Origin of the sequence: Sphingomonas sp. HMP6 (assembly GCF_013374095.1) — a bacterium.
Taxonomy (GTDB): Bacteria; Pseudomonadota; Alphaproteobacteria; order Sphingomonadales; family Sphingomonadaceae; genus Sphingomonas.
On sequence record NZ_AP022672.1, the window covers coordinates 2,749,418 to 2,765,866 of the forward strand.

Genomic DNA, 16,449 nt, shown 5'->3' on the forward strand with positions numbered 1-16,449 from the left:
TGGGCCCGCGTCTCGGCATGTGCGATGCGCGGGCCCCAAGGATTGTGATGACCGACCTCCACGATATTCTTTCGCCAGAGGCGGTGCTGGAACATGTCAGCGCGGGTACCCGCAAGGCGCTGTTCCAGCATCTCGCCGCGGCTGCGGCCGCAGCCTATGGACTCGATCCGGCCGTTGTGGCGGCGGCTGTCGCGGCGCGCGAAAAGCTGGGGTCCACGGCGTTCGGTGCGGGCGTGGCGACGCCGCACGGCAAGGTGCCAGGTCTGACGCACGTCTGCGCAGTCTTCGCACGGCTCAGCAACCCGCTCGATTTCGACGCAGTGGATGATCTGCCGGTCGACATCGTTTTCATGCTGCTCTCGCCGCCCGATGCCGGTGCCGACCATTTGAAGGCGCTCGCGCGTATCTCGCGCACGCTGCGCGACCAGGCGTTCGTCGACAAATTGCGCGGTGCCGGATCGCGCGACGCACTGGTCGCGTTGCTGAGCGCCGATGCCGTGTGCGACGCGGCCTGAGATGGAACGCCCGCCCGCCGGGGAAGCGGCGCATTTCCGCGCGCTCGAATCGCTCTATGCGGCGGCACCGATCAATCGCCTGTTTGATTCCACGCTCGAAATTCCCGAGGCAGGCATCGCCCGAATCCATTTCACCCTCGACGAACGGTATTTCCACGCCGCCGGCGCTGCGCACGGGACGAGCTATTTCAAGATGCTCGACGATGCCGCCTTCTATGCCGCGAACAGTTTGGTGACCGATCGTTTCCTGCTGACGACGGCATTCAACTTGCTACTGACCAAGCCGCTGCGGGCCGGACCGGTCACGGCCGAGGGTCGCTGGGTTTCAGGACAGCGGCGGGTCTTCGTTGCCGAGGCGCGGCTGATCGATGCGGAGGGCGACGAAGCGGCGCGCGGCACCGGTACCTTTATGCGCTCGCAAATCCCGCTCGCCGGGTTGCCGGGGTATCGCGCTTCGTGAGCGCTACGCTGCCGACCGGGATGCTCGTGTCGGCCCTGCTCAAGCGCGTGAACGATGCCGGGGGGATGGGCATGGTGCGCGCGCGCGGCGACGCCGAATCCGGCGCGATCCTGCTCATTTTGAATGAAGAGCGTGGCGTATCGCGGCTCATGGAACGCGCGCTCGACCCGTCGGGCAAGCCCATCCTGGCAGGCGCTGGCCCGAACGATCCACAAGATATAGCGGCGCGCGAAGCGTATTGGCGCAAGCGGCGAGCAGGCGATCCGGATTTGTGGGTGATCGAACTGGACATCGCATCGGCAGAACGATTCGCCGCAGAAACGATCTGCGGTGGTTGACTGCGCTGCGTTGCACAACGATAGGCCGCGCTCTTAGTCACGGGCGTTGTGCCGTGCCGGGTGCGATCCGGCTTGGTTACGCAGTCGGGGGGATGTCCGGGTGGACGACGTCGTGTCGTTCATGTCCGCGCACCAACCGCATTTTAGTCGCTTTCATGTCGTTTTCGAATCGCGTCGCTACCTTTGCGACGGTTACCTTCGCCCTTGCCGCCCTGATCGGCATCGGCTCTCCCGGCTTTGCGCAGGAAATCAACCGCGCCATTAACGAGCCGGCTGTCGCTTCGGTTCCAGCTCGGGCGACACCAATGCAGTCGATTGAGGTTCAGGCGACCCTCGCCCCGGCAATCGCGACCAGTACCGCACCGACTTCCCCTTTCCAGGCAGAAGCTAGCGATGATCTTCAAGCGGGCGATACCGTTGAATATGGTACGCTCGCGGCCGCCGTTGCCGCTCAATCCGTCCCTGACACGATCGCAGAGGACCTGCAGTGCATGGCCGGCGCGATTTATTTCGAGGCCAAGGGTGAGCCACTGAGCGGCCAGCTCGCGGTCGCCGAAGTGATTCTCAACCGCGCCAAATCGGGCCGCTTCCCCAAATCGGTCTGCTCGGTGGTCACGCAGCGCGGGCAATTCTCGTTCGTGCGCGGTGGCCGCATTCCGGCGATCTCGCTCAACAAGCAGTATCGCACGGCGGTAGCCGTGGCGCGGGTCGCCTTGGCCGATGCGTGGGACAGCCCGGCCTCGGGCGCGATGTATTTCCATGCGCGCCGGGTCTCGCCAAGCTGGAATCGCGTGCAGGTCGCCGCGATCGGCAATCACGTCTTCTATCGCTGATAGGCGCGTGTCGGATTTGACGCGTTCGTGAAATGTTCTAGAGTCGGGTGATGCTTCGAACGTCGCCCGATTCAGTGTCAGATGCGTGTGTCGATCATCCCGGTTCGCCGCTGTGCGCCACCGATGTGGCGCGCGGCACGATCCGGATGTTGCTCCGCCACGATTTGGTCGCGCTCTGTGAAGTGCCGCTCGACGGCAATCGCCGTGCCGATCTCATGGCGATCGACGCGCGCGGCCAGATCGTGATCGTCGAGATCAAGGTTTCACGTGCCGATTTACTGGGTGACGCGAAATGGCCCGACTATCTCGGGTGCTGCGATCGCTATTATTGGGCGGTTCCCGCCGGGTTCGACTTGCGTCCGCTCGACGGCCCCGCATTCCTGCCGGATCGGACCGGCATTATCGTCGCCGATCGCTACGATGCGGCGATCCTGCGCGGGGCACATAGCGAAGCGCTCTCCGCGGCAACCCGCAAGCGGGTAACGCTGGCCTTTGCCCGGCGTGCGGGACGGCGACTGATCGGCCTGATCGATCCCGACGCGCAGCCGCTGCTTTAAAGCTTCGGACCCGACACGGCGCGGCGCGTTTTTTTCGGCGTGGCATCGATGATGGCGGCGATGGCGGGGGAGCGCGTATCCTGATGCGCGTAATCGCGTGCCGAAAAGCCTTGCAGCCGGTCGGTCTGATCAGGATCGCCACCAAGATCGAGCATTTCGCGCACCATCGCCTGGTCGCGGCGCTGCACCGCGACGATCAGTGCGGTCTCGCCGCTTGAATTGCCCAAATTGGGATTAGCGCCCCCTTTCACGAGCGGGCTGATCATTTCCGTGCGCCCCAGCCGTGCCGCGATCAACAATGCGGTTTCGCCTTTGCCATCCCGCAAATTGGCGTCGGCACCCTTGGACAGCAAATAGCTTAGATAGGGCAGGTCGCCGCGCCGTGCGACGATGTGCAGCGCACCCTCCCCCGACACCACGTCGCGCGTGTTGACGACGGTCGCGCCGGGCTTGTCGAGAAAGGCGATAACCTCGTCATTCTTCGAATCCTTGACCGCCTGCAGGAATTTATACCCCTGCGATTGTCCAAGCTGAGCTGCCGCGGGGCCTGCGATCAGCAATGCCGTCGGCGCGGCAATCAGGGCGAGGGATAGCGAAGCGGCACGGAAAAGCATCGAACACGTCCTGGCTGATAATTGGGCGTTGGCGTTAGTCATGGACTCTGGCGGATGGTGGCAAACCTTGCACCTTCCCGCCTAACAGATCATGGCTGGCCACGCCATGAACCAGATTTTCCGCGCCGTCTCCATCCTCCTGCTCGCCGTCTTGCCGGTCGCGTGCGGTCCCGCCACGCCGGAGCGCGCGCCGCTGGACGGCGTCAAGATTGGCGGACCGTTCAGCTTGATCGACCAGGACGGCAAGCCGCGCACCGATCGCGATTTCGCCGGGCGCTATCGCATCGTTTATTTCGGCTACACTTTCTGCCCCGATGTCTGCCCGACCGACGTTCAGACGATCGGCGCGGCGCTACGGGCGTTCGAGAAGCAGGATGCGGCGCGGGCGGCGAAGGTCGTGCCGATCTTCGTGACGGTCGATCCCAAGCGCGATACCCCGGCGGTGTTGAAGGCGTTCGTTTCGGCGTTCCACCCACGCATGGTCGGCCTTACCGGCACGCCAGAAGCGATCGCCGCAGCGGCCAAGGCCTATGGCATCTATGCCGAAGCGGAAAAGCCTAATGCCGACGGCGGCTATCTCGTCGCGCACAGCCGCTTTGCGTATCTGATGGATCCGGCGGGCAAGCCCGTTGCGCTGCTGCCGCAGGACAAGACGCCGAAGGATGTCGCGGCGGAACTCGATCGCTGGGTGCGCTGACGATGTCGGAAAGCGGCAAATTCTGGGAAGAACCGATCGACACGCTCGATCGCGGGCAGTGGGAGGCGTTGTGCGACGGCTGCGGCAAATGCTGTGTCCACAAGCTCGAGGATGAGGAAACCGGCGAGCTTTTGCCGACCAACGTGTCGTGCCGCCTGCTCGACCGCGCGACAGCGCAATGTTCGAACTACAAGCATCGCCACGCTTATGTCAGCGAATGCGTGCGGTTGAGCCGCGACAATGTCCGGACGATCGACTGGTTGCCCGCGACCTGTGCGTATCGGCTGCGCGCGGCGAACGAGCCGTTGCACGACTGGCACTATCTCGTTTCCGGCGACCGTGAATCGGTCCACCGCGCGGGTCAATCGGTGCGCGGCTGGACGGTCTCGGAGGACGATGCCGGCGAGCTCGAATTTCATCTGGTCGACCGCGAGCTGTGACGCCAATTGGGGTCGGGGCGGCGTGACCGTGCCGATCGAAATCGTGCGCAATGCGCGGGCACGGCGCGCGCGGCTGTCGGTCGACAGTGCGACCGGGCGGGTACGGCTGGTGCTGCCGCCACGCGCACCGCTCAAGGCGGCATTGGCCTGGGCTGAGGACAAATCGGCCTGGATCGCGGCACAGCGCGCACGCCTGCCCACCCCCATCCCGTTTGTGGCCGGTGCCGAGATCCCGTTCGAGGATGGTGTGCTGACGATCGCATGGGATGCCGATGCGCCGCGCCGCGTCGAGCGTGTCGGGGATGTCCTGCGCTGCGGTGGGAGGGAAGAGGGCCTGTCGCGCCGGGTCGGTTTGTGGCTGAAGCGTGAGGCGCTGCGCGTGTTGAGCGCCGAAACCGCCGAATTCGCGGCTCGCGCGGGTGTCGAGGTCACCACGGTGGCGGTGGGCGACCCCCGGACACGCTGGGGCAGTTGCGCCGCGTCGGGTACGATCCGCTACAGCTGGCGCTTGATCCTGATGCCGGCCTGGGTCCGGCGCTCGACCGTCGCGCATGAGGTCGCGCACCGGCTCCACATGAACCACAGCGCGCAGTTCCATCGGGTGATGGCGGTGCTCGACGAGACCGATCCGGACGAGTCGCGTCGCTGGCTTCGTCGCCATGGGGCCGAACGTCACTGGGTCGGACGGGACTCTTGACGGTCAGGCAGCGGGGCGCGCGTTGGCACCGGCGCGGGGCGGGACTGGTCGCGGCCTAAGACGCGGTCGATCCACGCCTGATCGAGCTTCGGATCGTCTTTTTTGTCGGCCGGTGGCGCGGCTGGCTGCTCGGTCGGAGCGCGTTGCTCGATCGGATTGCCATCGGCATCGACTTGCTGTCCCGGCGCGGGTGGCGTGGTGTCGCCTTGGCCAACCGGATTACCATTTTCATCGACGAACAAGCCGTTGTCGGCCTCTCCGAAATACGATTCCTGGTCGGGCTCGAGCTGGAATTCGGGCAAGGTCACCTTGGTGTCGAATTCTTCGGGCGGGCGGTCCGCGACGGCGACCTTCATGAAGGCCGCAAAGGCCTTGGCGGGCGCGGTCCCGCCGTGCAGGCCGGGGATCGACTTTGCATCGTCGCGCCCCATCCATACGCCGGTGGTCAGCCCGCTGGAGAAGCCGAGGAACCAGCCATCCTTGCTCGACGTCGTCGTGCCGGTCTTGCCCGCGACCGGGCGGCCGATCTGCGCGGCGCGACCGGTGCCGGTATTGACGGTGGTCTGCAGCAGGTCGGTCATCTGCGCGGCGACATAGGGCGCGACCAGCACTTGGGTGGTGTCGACCGCTTGCGCATAAATTGTCTCGCCCGCGGCCGTCACCTTGGTGATGGCATAAGGGGTGACGGCGACGCCCTTGTTGCCCACGCTCGCAAACGCACGGGTCATGTCGATCAACCGCACGTCGGACGTGCCGAGCACCATCGACGGATGTGTGTTGACCTTGGTCGTGATGCCGAAGCGTCGCGCCATGTCCGCAACCGTTGAAAAGCCCACTTCCTGGCCAAGCTTTGCGGCGACGGTGTTGAGCGAATAGGCAAAGGCGGTGCGCAGGCTCACCGCACCGCTGTTGCGGCGCGAATCGTTGCGCGGGCTCCAGCCGTCGATCGTGATGGGCTCGTCGACCACCGAATCCTCGACCTTATGTCCGGCCTCTAGTGCAGCGAGGTACACGAACAGCTTGAACGCCGAACCCGGCTGGCGCTGCGCCTGCGTCGCGCGGTTGTAGATCGAGCTGACATAATCGGTCCCGCCGACCATCGCGCGGACTGCGCCGTCGCGATCGATCGACACCAAAGCGCCTTGGGCCCCCTTTGGCGCGTTCGCCTGGATCGCGGCATCGGCGGCCCGCTGCATACCCAAGTCGAGCGTGGTCCACACCTCAAGCGGGCGCTGCGTTTCGTCGATCAGCACTTCGAGCTGCGGGAGCGCCCAATCGGTGAAATAGCGCACGCTATTCTGCCGCGCTTCGGGGACGAAGGCGATCTGCCCGACGGCGGATTCGGCCTGGCTTGCCTGCGACGGCGTAATCGCGCCGGTTTCCTGCATCAACGACAGCACCACCTTGGCGCGCCCGCGGGCTGCATCAATATCGGCGGTCGGCGAATAATTGGACGGCGCCTTGACCAGACCAGCGATGACCGCCGCCTCGCTCAGGCTGAGGCGATCAGCGCCATGTCCGAAAAATTTGCGGCTGGCCGCATCGATCCCGTATGCGCCGCCGCCGAAATAGACTTTGTTGAGGTACAGTTCGAGCACTTGATCCTTGCTGAACTTGCGCTCCAGCGCGAGCGCGAGGATCGCCTCACGAATTTTGCGGTCGAACCTTTTGTTCGAATTGAGGAAGATGTTGCGCGCAATCTGCTGCGTGATGGTCGATCCGCCCTGCCGCCAATGGCCCTTTTCGATCCGCACCTGAACCGAACGCGCCATGCCGATCGGATCGACGCCGGGATGCATCCGGAAGCGGCGATCCTCGACCGAGATCATCGCATCGCGCATCACCGCCGGGATTCGCTCGTACGGCAGCCATTCGCCATAGCTCGGGCCGATCGACACGATCACGGTGCCATCGGCGGCATGGACGCGGATCATCTGCCCGTTGGGCGAGGATTTCAGCTCATCATAGCTCGGCAATTGCCCCTGCGAGACATAGACGGTGATGGCGAGGATAATGAAGCCAAGCAGCGCCAGACCACTTGCGATCTGAACGGCCAGCACGCTGCGGCGACGCCAGAGCGGCGCCTTGGCGGAGCGGGGGGTGGAAGCTGAGGAACGGGCCATTGCGTGATCGCAGCGTTACGGCCTGCGGCGGATGCCGACAAGCCGTGACGCCAAGGATTAGCTGTGCAGTTCGTCGCTTATCGCGCTCTCCCCAGCGCTTTCGCCCCCTGCGTCGCGCTGACGGAAGTCGAGGCTGAGTGAGTTCATGCAATAGCGCAGGCCCGTCGGGGGTGGGCCATCGGGGAAAACGTGACCGAGATGCCCGTCGCAGCGCGCACAGCGCGCTTCGATGCGGGTCATGCCGTGGCTGATGTCGCGATGCTCGATCACGCGCTCGGGTGCGATCGGTTGGGTGAAGCTCGGCCAGCCCGACCCGGAATCATATTTGTCGGCCGAATCGAACAAAGGCTGCGCGCATCCGCCGCAGCGATAGATGCCGTCGGCCTTGTTGTTGTTATAGCGACCGGAGAACGCCCGCTCGGTCCCGGCCTCGCGCAGCACGTGATACGCCTCGGGGCTCAGTTTCTTACGCCATTCGGTTTCGGACAAAGTGAGATGGTCCATGGAAGTTCCTGTCAGCGGGGGCTGTGGTCAAGCGGGGAATGGCCGATCCGCGTCAGCGACGCGATCGTATCGATCAAGCCGGGAATATGGGATAGCAGCGGCAGCGCGGCAAGGGCCAGGCGGGGGCGTTCTGCCGCATCGCGGACCAGTCCGGCCAGCGTGATCGGCCGCCGTGTCGCGCGGGCAAAGTCGGACTGAAAGCGCGGTGCCGCCGCGGCACCTCCGGCTAGAAAAGCATTGGCGGCACGGATTCCGCTGGCAATCGCGATGCCCATGCCCTCGCCCGCCAGCGATGGGATGACGCCCGCCTGATCACCGAGCCGGAACACGCCCGGATCGCTGCGTAGCGCGCGCCAGCCATAGGGCACGTTGGCGATGGCATCGATCGTCTCCCCGCCACCGCGATAGGCAAGGCGCTCGCCGAGCCTCGGATGGTCGCGCGCCAGCGCATCGAGCAACACCGCGGGCGACCCTGCCGCCAACATCGCCGAACGGTGCACCGCCATGCAGATGTTGGCGCTGCCGTCCTCCTGCAGATTGATCCCGACATAGCCGCGATCGAACAGATGCAGTTCGACCGCATCATTGATCAGCCGGGTGAGGCCGGGCGCGGCGGCGATGCGCACGCGCAAGCCCAGCACGGGATCGTCGCCGCGCGCCTCCGCCGGTCGCGCCATGCCGCGCACGTCGTGTTTGCCGCTGGCGAGAAACAGCGTGTCGCTGGCCAGCGTCGCACCGTCGTCGAGCGTCGCGGTGGTGCCGACAAGGCCGCGCACGGTGACGCCGCGCTCGATCGCTGCGCCTGCCGAAACAGCTTGCGCGAGCAGGACGGTATCGAGCGTCCGCCGCGACACGCCGAGCGCCGGGCGCGGGAGGGCTGCCTCGACAACGCGATCCCCCGCGATGATCCGCGTCCGCGTGATCCGCGCGCTGCCCAGCATTTCCGGCGCGACGCCGAGCCGCGCGAGCGATTCGAGCGTGCGCCAGCTCAGGAATCCGCCGCAAATCGCATCGCCGGTCTCGCGGCTACGCTCGACCAGCAAATGCGGTGCGCCGGCGCGCGCCAGCGTGATCGCGGCGCTTGCCCCGGCGGGGCCGCCGCCGACGATCAGCGCGGGGGTTGAGCGCACAGCTTTTCGACGCATAAGCGGAAGGGAAAGGCTCGGTAGACGCGGGCCTGCACGCCCGCTTCCGCCAGAATCGGGGACCATTCTGCGGGTCGGTAAGACCGCGCGATCGACAGTTTTCCGTCGTGGCGGACGATCGGGTGCCAGCGCGCCAGTGTCGCCAGCAGCGGGTAGCCGAAATGGGCAAAGCCATGGCGGTGGAGATCGTTGACCAGCCAGCCCGCTGCGCTTTCGCGGTCCATGAAGCGCAGGAAAGCGATGAGCTGGTCGTGCGTCATGTGATGCGCGACCAGGCTGGAGACGATGAAATCCCACCCTTCCCCCGCGTGATCGGCATAATCGCCGGTCCGATACCGGATCGGCAAATCCGCCGACGTATGCGCCGTCGCCGCGGCTTGGCTGCGCGGGTTGAGGTCAACGCCGAACAGTTCGGCCTCCAGGCCGCGCTTCGCCGCCCAGCGCGCGATCCGCCGCAGCATGTCGCCATCGCCGTACCCGACATCGAGCAGTCTGAAGCGCTTCATCCCCGCGGTGCCGCGCCGCAGAAAATCGAGCGTCGGGCGCGCTGCCATCGTCACGCCATTGACCTTGGCGAGATCGCCGACGACGGCGGCATAGGTTGCGGGCGACAGGTCGTCGGCGTCCATCAGCTCTTCGGCAATGGCGCGGGTCGCAAGGCTCACGCCGCGCTCCGGAATCCGAAGCCCTCGGCGGCAAGGCCCGGCCCGAACGCCAGCGCCACGCCATCGCGGATCGGCGGGCCGCTCAGCAGCCGCGCCAGCACGAACATCAGCGTCGCCGACGACATGTTCCCGAAATCCGCCAGCACCCCGCGCGACGCGGCGAGCGCGCCTTGCTGCAAATGCAGCGTGTTTTCGACAGCATCGAGGATCGAGCGGCCGCCGGCATGGACCGCCCATCCGTCGATCTCGCTCGGGTCCCGCCCGCCCGTCGCGGCGGTCGCGAAGTCGGGATCGGATAGCCCAGCGGCGATCCGCGCGGGGACTTCGCCCGACAAATGCATCGCAAACCCGCTGTCGGTAATGTCCCAGCGGATCAATGCGGCCGAATCGGGCAAGGTCGTGGCGAACGGCTGGCCGAGTGCCAGTCCGACCGGCTCGGCGGTGACGAGCGCGGCGGCGGCACCATCGCCGAACTGGAGCATCGCGAGCAGCGGTTCGAGCGCGGGGTTGTCCTGCAAATGCAGCGTCGACAGCTCGACGCACAGGACGAGCACGCGCGCTTGCGGATCGGACCTTACGATGTGGCGTGCGCTGCGCAGCGCGGCGACGGCGGCATAACAGCCCATGAAACCGACCAGGAGCCGCTCGACCGAAGGGGCGAGGCCGATCTGCGCCGCGACGATCTGGTCGATGCCGGGGGCGACGAAGCCGGTGCAGCTCGCCACCACGAAATGCGTGATGCCGTCGATCGGAGTTTGCGCGCGCAACGCCTCGATCGCGGCGATGCTCAGGACTGGCGCCGCTTCGGCATAGAGCCGCATCCGCTCGGCCGTGCCTGGAGGCAGGTCACGTGCATAAAAGCCGCCGGCATCGACCGGCGATCCGCCATCGGCGCTGCGCGGCAGAACCGACCAGCGATGCCCGATCGCCGCGCGCCCCGCCATCCGATCGAACACGCGCGCCGCGCGCGCATCGGGCAGCCGCGTTCGCGCCCAGCCGATAAAGGCCTGGTGAATGTCGTGATCGGGAACAGCGGTGCCGATCGCGGCGATATGGGCAGTAGCAGGCAAAGCGAACTTTCGGGCGGCGCGGGCGGGGTGCGTCCGGACCAGGCATAACGCTACCCCAGCCGATACGATCCGCAAAGCCCGGCGTTAGGCCGTATCGACTCGCACCCGCAGCATCGCGAGCGCCGCCAGCGCCATCACGACGGCGGCGAACAGCATCGTCCAAATCGGCTCGTTCGGGAAGAAGGCCTGCATGATCGACCCCATCACGGTCGCGACCAGCAATTGCGGGATCACGACGAAGACGTTGAACAGGCCCATGTAGATGCCGAGCTTGGCTTGTGGCAGGCTGGACGCGAGGATCGCATAGGGCATGGCGAGAATCGACGCCCAGGCGATGCCGATGCCGATCTCGCTCAATAGCAGCATCTGCGGGTCGCGGATCACCAAGAAGCTCGCATAGCCCGCCGCCCCGCACAGCAGCCCGACGACATGCGTGAGCGCGGCACCGATCCGCTTGGCGAGGAACGGCAGCAGCGTCAGCGCGGCGATCGCGGCGACGCCGTTATAGGTGCCGAACAGCACATCGACCCAGCTCGCCCCCTCCTGATAGCGGGGTGACGCCGGATCGGTCGCGCCAAAGGCGTATTGCGCGACGATCGGGGTGGTGTTGATCCACATGATGAACAGCGCTGACCAGCTGAAGAACTGCACGAGTGCGAGGCGCTTCATCAGATCGGGCATCCCGCCGAAATCGCCGACGATATGGCCGAGCATCGACGGCGAAGACCCGCCGCGCGCGCGGGCAATCGCGATGATGCTGGCGATGCCGTAGCCGCCGAGCAACCCGCCGAGTAGATAGACTTCCTTCTTCAGCCCGAACGCCGCCACCGCTGCGATCACTGTGATGCCGCCCGCGATCCACCACAGGCTGCCGGTGAAGGTCCGCGCGGCGAGCAGGCGCAGCGTTTCGGTTTCCTGCTCGGCGGTACCGTCGAACGCCGCCATTTCCGCAGGCGAATACTCACGCGTCGTCAGCACCGTCCACAACACCGACAGGAACAGCGCCGCCCCGCCGAACCAGAAGGCATAGCGCACCGTATCGGGGATCACGCCGGGCGCTGCGGTATTGGCGACGCCCCAATGTTCGAGCAGCTTGGGGAAAATCGACCCGATCACCGCGCCCGCGCCGATGAAGGCGGTCTGCACCGCATAACCGACGCTATGCTGGTCCTTGCGCAACATATCGCCGACGAACGCGCGGAACGGCTCCATCGAAATGTTGAGCGACGCATCGAGCACCCACAGCATGACGGCGGCGAACAGCAGCAGGTTCGACAGCGGCATCACGAACAAGGCGAGCGTCGCCAGGATCGCGCCAGTCAGGAAATACGGTCGCCTGCGCCCCAGCCGCCCAAGCCAGGTCTTGTCCGACAGATGGCCGATGATCGGCTGCACCAGCAATCCGGTGAGCGGGGCCGCGACCCACAAAGCGGGCAAATCGTCGAGATTGCTGCCCAGCGTCTGAAAAACGCGGCTCATGTTCGCGTTCTGCAGCGCAAAACCGATCTGAATCCCGAAAAAGCCGAACGAGATGTTCCACAGCCCGGCAAAGGACTGGCGTGGCCGTTCGTTCACTGATCCATCCCCTGCGTTTTTATCGCGTGTACGCGCGGTGGTGGCCGGGAACGGCGGGTCAGTCGCCATGAATACGTATGCCGCTCGACGCGCGCACCACCAGCCGCGGCGGCAGGATCGCGGTGGCGGTCGGCTCGCCGCGGATCCGTGCGAGCAGCGTATCGACCAGGAATTCGCCCGCACGGCGATAATCCTGCGCGACCGTGGTGAGCGGCGGATGCGCCAGCGTGGCGGCGGGCAAATCGTCGAACCCGATGATCTTCACATCCTCGGGCACGCGCCGCCCCGCCTCGGCCAGCGCGCGCATCGCGCCGATCGCGATCAGGTCGCTCGCCGCGAAGATCGCGTCGAAATCGCGCGCGCGCGCCAGCAATGTTACGGCGGCGGCATAGCCCGACGCTTCGGTGGTGATCGCATCGACCTGGAGTGCGGGGTCGAACAGCATCCCCGCTTCGTCGATCGCCTCGCCAAGCCCGCGATAGCGATCCTCGAATTCGGGATAATGGCTCGACGCCTCCCCCAGAAAGGCGATCCGGCGGCAGCCTTGCGCAATCAAATGCCGTCCGGCGTCGCGCCCGCCGCGCACATTGTCGCAGCCAACCGTCGCATCGGCGGCCTGGTTCGACCGTACCGATCCCCAGCGGACGAAATGCGTGTTCTGCCCCGCAAGCAAATCGAGCCGGGCACGATATTCCTCATAATCGCCATACCCGAGCAGGATGATCCCGTCGGCCTTGCGGCTATCCTCATAATCGACGTGCCAGTCGTTCGAGAGGTGCTGGAACGAGATCAGCAGATCGTACCCACGCAGCGCACAGGTCCGCGTGATCGACCCGAGCATGGCGAGGAAGAACGGATTGATCAGCGAATCGTCGGGCGTCGGATCTTCGAAAAACAGCAAGGCGAGCGTGTTGGAACTGCCACGCCGCAAGTTCGACGCATTCTTGTCGACCTTGTAGTTGAGTTGCCGCGCGATCGCCTCGATCCGTAGCCGCGTGGCCGCGCTGACGGTCGGATCGCCGCGCAGCGCGCGCGACACCGTCGGCTGCGACACGCCAGCCAGCGCCGCAATGTCGAAGGAGGTGGGTTTGTCGTTCAGCGCCATCTGCGCAAGCGGTTCCTCAGCCTGATCGGCGCCGGGCCTCCGGTCACCGTAACCGGTGTACGCCTAGCCCGACATGCACGAAACGCCCCTGCCGGGGCGAGCTTGAATACGTATGCCCTTTCCTTGGCTTTGCAATCATGCGGGCGCAATCACGCTCACGAAATGCTCAACGCGCAAAAGACGCCGTGGAGCCGAAGGGGAGAGATAGCATGATCGCATCGACGCGCCGTGAGGCGACGCAATTCCGCAATACCCTGTCTTTGGGCACCAGCATGAGCGCGCTGGGCGCAGCCTTGCTGCTGTTCGGCACGACGGCGGCGCACGCGCAGACGGCGCCCGCCGCCGACGCGCCCGCGGCCGAGGAAAATGATCAGGACATCGTCGTCACCGGCTTCCGCGCTTCGCTGCAAAGCGCGGTCAACGCCAAGAAATCGCGCGATCAGGTCGTGGAATCGATTTCTGCGGAAGACATTGGCAAGCTGCCCGACGCCTCGATCGCGGAATCGATCGCGCGCTTGCCGGGCCTGACCTCGCAGCGCGTCTCGGGTCGCTCGAACGCAATCTCGATCCGCGGTTTCGCCCCCGACTTCTCGACGACCTTGCTCAACGGGCGCGAGCAGACCTCGACCGGAGACAATCGCGCGGTCGAATATGACCAATATCCCTCCGAAATCATCAGCTCGGTGCTCGTCTATAAGACGCCACAAGCCAATATCGTCGGGCAGGGCCTGTCGGGCACGGTCGATCTCAAGACGGTCCGTCCCCTCGAATATGGCAAGCGCGCGATTTCGATCGGCGGGCGCGGCACCTATGCCGATCTCGGCAAACTCAACGCCGAATCGCAGGATATGGGCTACCGCGTCAACGGCACCTTCATCGACCAGTTCGCCAATGATACGATCGGCGTGGCGCTGTCGGCGAGCTATCTCAACGAACCGTATCAGATTCAGGAATTCAACGCCTGGGGCTATGCCGGCGGCGGGACTGCCGCAAACCCGGTCGTGATCGGGGGTTCCAAATCCTATGCCACGTCGACCACGCTCAAGCGGCTTGGCCTGCAGGGAACGCTCGAATGGCGTCCATCGCCCAATTTCACGACGACCTTCGACGGCTTCTATTCCGATTTCAGCGACAACCAGATCAAGCGCGGGATCGAACTGCCGCTCGGTTTCGACGTCAATAACGATCCGACGCAACCCAATGCGACGAAGCTGAACGTCACCGCGAATGACGGTGTCTTCGCGACCGCTGGGACCTTCTCCAACGTCGAGGGCGTGGTGCGTAACGACGTGTTCCAACGCAAGGCGAAGCTCTATTCGTTCGGCTGGAACGGCAAATGGACCGGCGACGATGGCTGGAACGTGATGGCCGATCTCAGCTATTCGAAAACAGACCGCAACGAATTGATCCTTGAATCGAACGCCGGCACCGCACGCGGGCAGGATACGGGCGCGGTCGATACGGTCGGCTTCACCAGCGGCTCGAACGGCACGGTGTTCCGCCCGACGCTGAATTACGGCGACTATAATCTGATCAAGCTGACCAGCCCGCTCGGCTGGGGCGGCAATCAGACCGGCGTGGACGGGAAACGGATCCTCAACGGTCAGGACGGCTATTATAACAACCGGATCATCAGGGACGAGCTGAAGCAGTACCGGCTCGAGATTGAGAAGGAGACCGACGGTTTCTTGAGGAGCGTCCAGTTCGGCCTGAACTATACCGATCGCTCCAAGTCGCTGACCCCAGACGAGGCGTTCCTCGGGCTTGTCGCCAATACCAACGGAACGACCGATGTAGCGGTCCCGACGCAGTTCCGGCTCCCGACGACGAGCCTGAGCTATCTCGGCCTCGGGCCGGTGATCAGCTATGATCCGGTCGCCTTGCTCAATGCCGGGGTCTATCAGCTCATCAAGAATCCGTATGGCGACGTTGTGGTGAAGGCATACAACGTCACCGAACGGCTGATGACGAGCTACCTCCAGGCGAACATCAAGCAGGCGATCGGCGCGAACACGCTGACCGGCAATGTCGGCGTCCAGGCGGTCTTCACCGATCAGCATTCAAGCGGCGCGCAAGCGGCATTCCTCGGCACCAATCCCAACGGGTCGCCCAACATCGGCGGCATCCCCCGGCGCGAGGGCGCGAATTACGTCGACATCCTGCCAAGTCTCAACCTGTCGTTCCGCACCGCCAACGACTTCGTGATCCGTTTCAGCGCCGCGCGCGAGACGATCCGTCCGCGTCTGGACGATATGCGCGCCTCGCTCAGCTATGGCACGACCGTCGGCGATAATGGCGGTATCACCAACCCGCTTCCGGGACGCACCTATGCCGTGGTGCGGGGCGATTCGGGCAATCCCGATCTGCGACCGTGGCGCGCCAATGCGCTCGATCTCACGTTCGAAAAGTATTTCGGCACCAAAGGCTATGTGGCGGTCCAGCTTTTCTACAAGGATTTGAAGAGCTACATCTACAACGCCGCCGTACCGTTCGATTTCACCGGTTTCCCGGTCCAGTCGGCCGGGGTGGACGGCAACGGTCTGCCGATCATCATCAACTATCAGGGCACCGTGAACGCGCCGATCAACGGCAATGGCGGCAGCTTGTACGGCGCGGAATTGGCGGCCACCTTCCCGCTGGCGACGCTGACCAGCGCGCTCGACGGGTTCGGCGTGACGGGTGGCGTGTCGTATACCAAGACCAAGATCAGCCCCACGCCGGGTGCGCCCGCCGAGGACATCCCCGGCTATTCGAAATATGTCGCCAACGGCACCGCTTACTTTGAGAAATGGGGTTTCTCGGCCCGCGCGAGTGCGCGTTATCGTTCGACCTTTATCGGCGAACTGTCGGGCTTCGGCGGCGCCCGTACGCGGCGTCGTGCGCGCGACGAGACGATCATCGATGCGCAGATCGGCTACGATTTCAGCAGCGGTTTTGCCAAGGGCCTCTCGCTGTTCGTGCAGGGCCAGAACCTGACCAATGCCCCGTTCGTGACCGCCGATCCGCGTGACGACCGCGCGGTGATCGATTACCAGACGTATGGCCGCCGCTATCTCGCGGGTGCCAGCTTCAAGTTCTGATGTGATGGTGTGCGTCGCCCCGCCTGGACCC

General features: G+C 65.1%; 17 protein-coding genes. 9 read left to right on the forward strand and 8 right to left on the reverse strand.

Going from position 1 to position 16,449, the window contains the following annotated elements:
• The first annotated feature begins 47 nt into the window (after positions 1 to 47).
• The 5 genes from HMP06_RS13405 (at position 48) to HMP06_RS13425 (ending at position 2,703) form a co-directional block, all read left to right on the forward strand.
• Positions 48 to 515 (forward strand): PTS sugar transporter subunit IIA, encoded by a 468-nt coding sequence (locus HMP06_RS13405; protein WP_176497527.1) that lies wholly within the window; start codon positions 48 to 50, stop codon positions 513 to 515.
• Between the two features lies 1 nt (position 516).
• Entirely contained in the window at positions 517 to 975 is a 459-nt protein-coding gene (locus tag HMP06_RS13410) for a PaaI family thioesterase (RefSeq protein WP_176497528.1), read from the forward strand.
• A gap of 20 nt (positions 976 to 995) precedes the next feature.
• Positions 996 to 1,313 carry a DUF1491 family protein gene (locus tag HMP06_RS13415; protein ID WP_332103036.1) on the forward strand — a complete coding sequence of 106 codons (318 nt, stop codon included), beginning with the start codon at positions 996 to 998 and terminating at the stop codon, positions 1,311 to 1,313.
• Positions 1,314 to 1,468: 155 nt separating this feature from the next.
• The gene (locus tag HMP06_RS13420) at positions 1,469 to 2,146 is read left to right on the forward strand and encodes a cell wall hydrolase (RefSeq protein ID WP_176498545.1); all 678 of its coding nucleotides are present in this window, start codon (positions 1,469 to 1,471) and stop codon (positions 2,144 to 2,146) included.
• 50 nt (positions 2,147 to 2,196) lie between these two features.
• Positions 2,197 to 2,703 (forward strand): MmcB family DNA repair protein, encoded by a 507-nt coding sequence (locus tag HMP06_RS13425; RefSeq protein ID WP_176497530.1) that lies wholly within the window; start codon positions 2,197 to 2,199, stop codon positions 2,701 to 2,703.
• Here HMP06_RS13425 and HMP06_RS13430 read toward each other — a convergent pair.
• The gene (locus HMP06_RS13430; RefSeq protein WP_176497531.1) at positions 2,700 to 3,317 is read right to left on the reverse strand and encodes an ankyrin repeat domain-containing protein; all 618 of its coding nucleotides are present in this window, start codon (positions 3,315 to 3,317) and stop codon (positions 2,700 to 2,702) included. The two genes, HMP06_RS13425 and HMP06_RS13430, sit on opposite strands and share 4 nt — an antisense overlap.
• 91 nt (positions 3,318 to 3,408) lie before the next feature.
• On the opposite strand from HMP06_RS13430, the gene HMP06_RS13435 reads away from it, so the two are divergent.
• From HMP06_RS13435 to HMP06_RS13445, 3 genes are read left to right on the forward strand one after another with little or no spacing between them, the layout of a single operon-like run.
• Positions 3,409 to 4,014 carry an SCO family protein gene (locus HMP06_RS13435; RefSeq protein ID WP_232089683.1) on the forward strand — a complete coding sequence of 202 codons (606 nt, stop codon included), beginning with the start codon at positions 3,409 to 3,411 and terminating at the stop codon, positions 4,012 to 4,014.
• A 2-nt stretch (positions 4,015 to 4,016) separates the two neighbouring features.
• Positions 4,017 to 4,454 (forward strand): YcgN family cysteine cluster protein, encoded by a 438-nt coding sequence (locus HMP06_RS13440; protein ID WP_176497532.1) that lies wholly within the window; start codon positions 4,017 to 4,019, stop codon positions 4,452 to 4,454.
• Positions 4,455 to 4,476: 22 nt separating this feature from the next.
• Complete coding sequence (locus HMP06_RS13445) at positions 4,477 to 5,151, forward strand: M48 family metallopeptidase (protein WP_176498547.1); 675 nt, start codon at positions 4,477 to 4,479, stop codon at positions 5,149 to 5,151.
• Here HMP06_RS13445 and HMP06_RS13450 read toward each other — a convergent pair.
• The 7 genes from HMP06_RS13450 to HMP06_RS13480 form a co-directional block, all read right to left on the reverse strand.
• The gene (locus HMP06_RS13450) at positions 5,127 to 7,274 is read right to left on the reverse strand and encodes a transglycosylase domain-containing protein (RefSeq protein ID WP_176497533.1); all 2,148 of its coding nucleotides are present in this window, start codon (positions 7,272 to 7,274) and stop codon (positions 5,127 to 5,129) included. The two genes, HMP06_RS13445 and HMP06_RS13450, sit on opposite strands and share 25 nt — an antisense overlap.
• Before the next feature lie 57 nt (positions 7,275 to 7,331).
• Positions 7,332 to 7,778 (reverse strand): peptide-methionine (R)-S-oxide reductase MsrB, encoded by a 447-nt coding sequence (gene msrB / locus HMP06_RS13455; RefSeq protein ID WP_176497534.1) that lies wholly within the window; start codon positions 7,776 to 7,778, stop codon positions 7,332 to 7,334.
• Positions 7,779 to 7,789: 11 nt separating this feature from the next.
• Complete coding sequence (locus HMP06_RS13460; protein ID WP_176497535.1) at positions 7,790 to 8,908, reverse strand: NAD(P)/FAD-dependent oxidoreductase; 1,119 nt, start codon at positions 8,906 to 8,908, stop codon at positions 7,790 to 7,792.
• Positions 8,887 to 9,588: a methyltransferase domain-containing protein gene (locus HMP06_RS13465; RefSeq protein WP_176497536.1), complete on the reverse strand. Its 702-nt coding sequence runs from the start codon at positions 9,586 to 9,588 to the stop codon at positions 8,887 to 8,889. The genes HMP06_RS13460 and HMP06_RS13465 overlap by 22 nt, the downstream gene beginning before the upstream one ends.
• Complete coding sequence (locus tag HMP06_RS13470; protein ID WP_176497537.1) at positions 9,585 to 10,658, reverse strand: type III polyketide synthase; 1,074 nt, start codon at positions 10,656 to 10,658, stop codon at positions 9,585 to 9,587. The genes HMP06_RS13465 and HMP06_RS13470 overlap by 4 nt, the downstream gene beginning before the upstream one ends.
• Before the next feature lie 84 nt (positions 10,659 to 10,742).
• Complete coding sequence (locus tag HMP06_RS13475) at positions 10,743 to 12,233, reverse strand: MFS transporter (RefSeq protein ID WP_232089685.1); 1,491 nt, start codon at positions 12,231 to 12,233, stop codon at positions 10,743 to 10,745.
• A gap of 58 nt (positions 12,234 to 12,291) precedes the next feature.
• Positions 12,292 to 13,338 (reverse strand): LacI family DNA-binding transcriptional regulator, encoded by a 1,047-nt coding sequence (locus HMP06_RS13480; RefSeq protein WP_176497539.1) that lies wholly within the window; start codon positions 13,336 to 13,338, stop codon positions 12,292 to 12,294.
• 209 nt (positions 13,339 to 13,547) lie between these two features.
• On the opposite strand from HMP06_RS13480, the gene HMP06_RS13485 reads away from it, so the two are divergent.
• Entirely contained in the window at positions 13,548 to 16,418 is a 2,871-nt protein-coding gene (locus tag HMP06_RS13485; RefSeq protein WP_443026485.1) for a TonB-dependent receptor, read from the forward strand.
• Positions 16,419 to 16,449 lie beyond the last annotated feature (31 nt).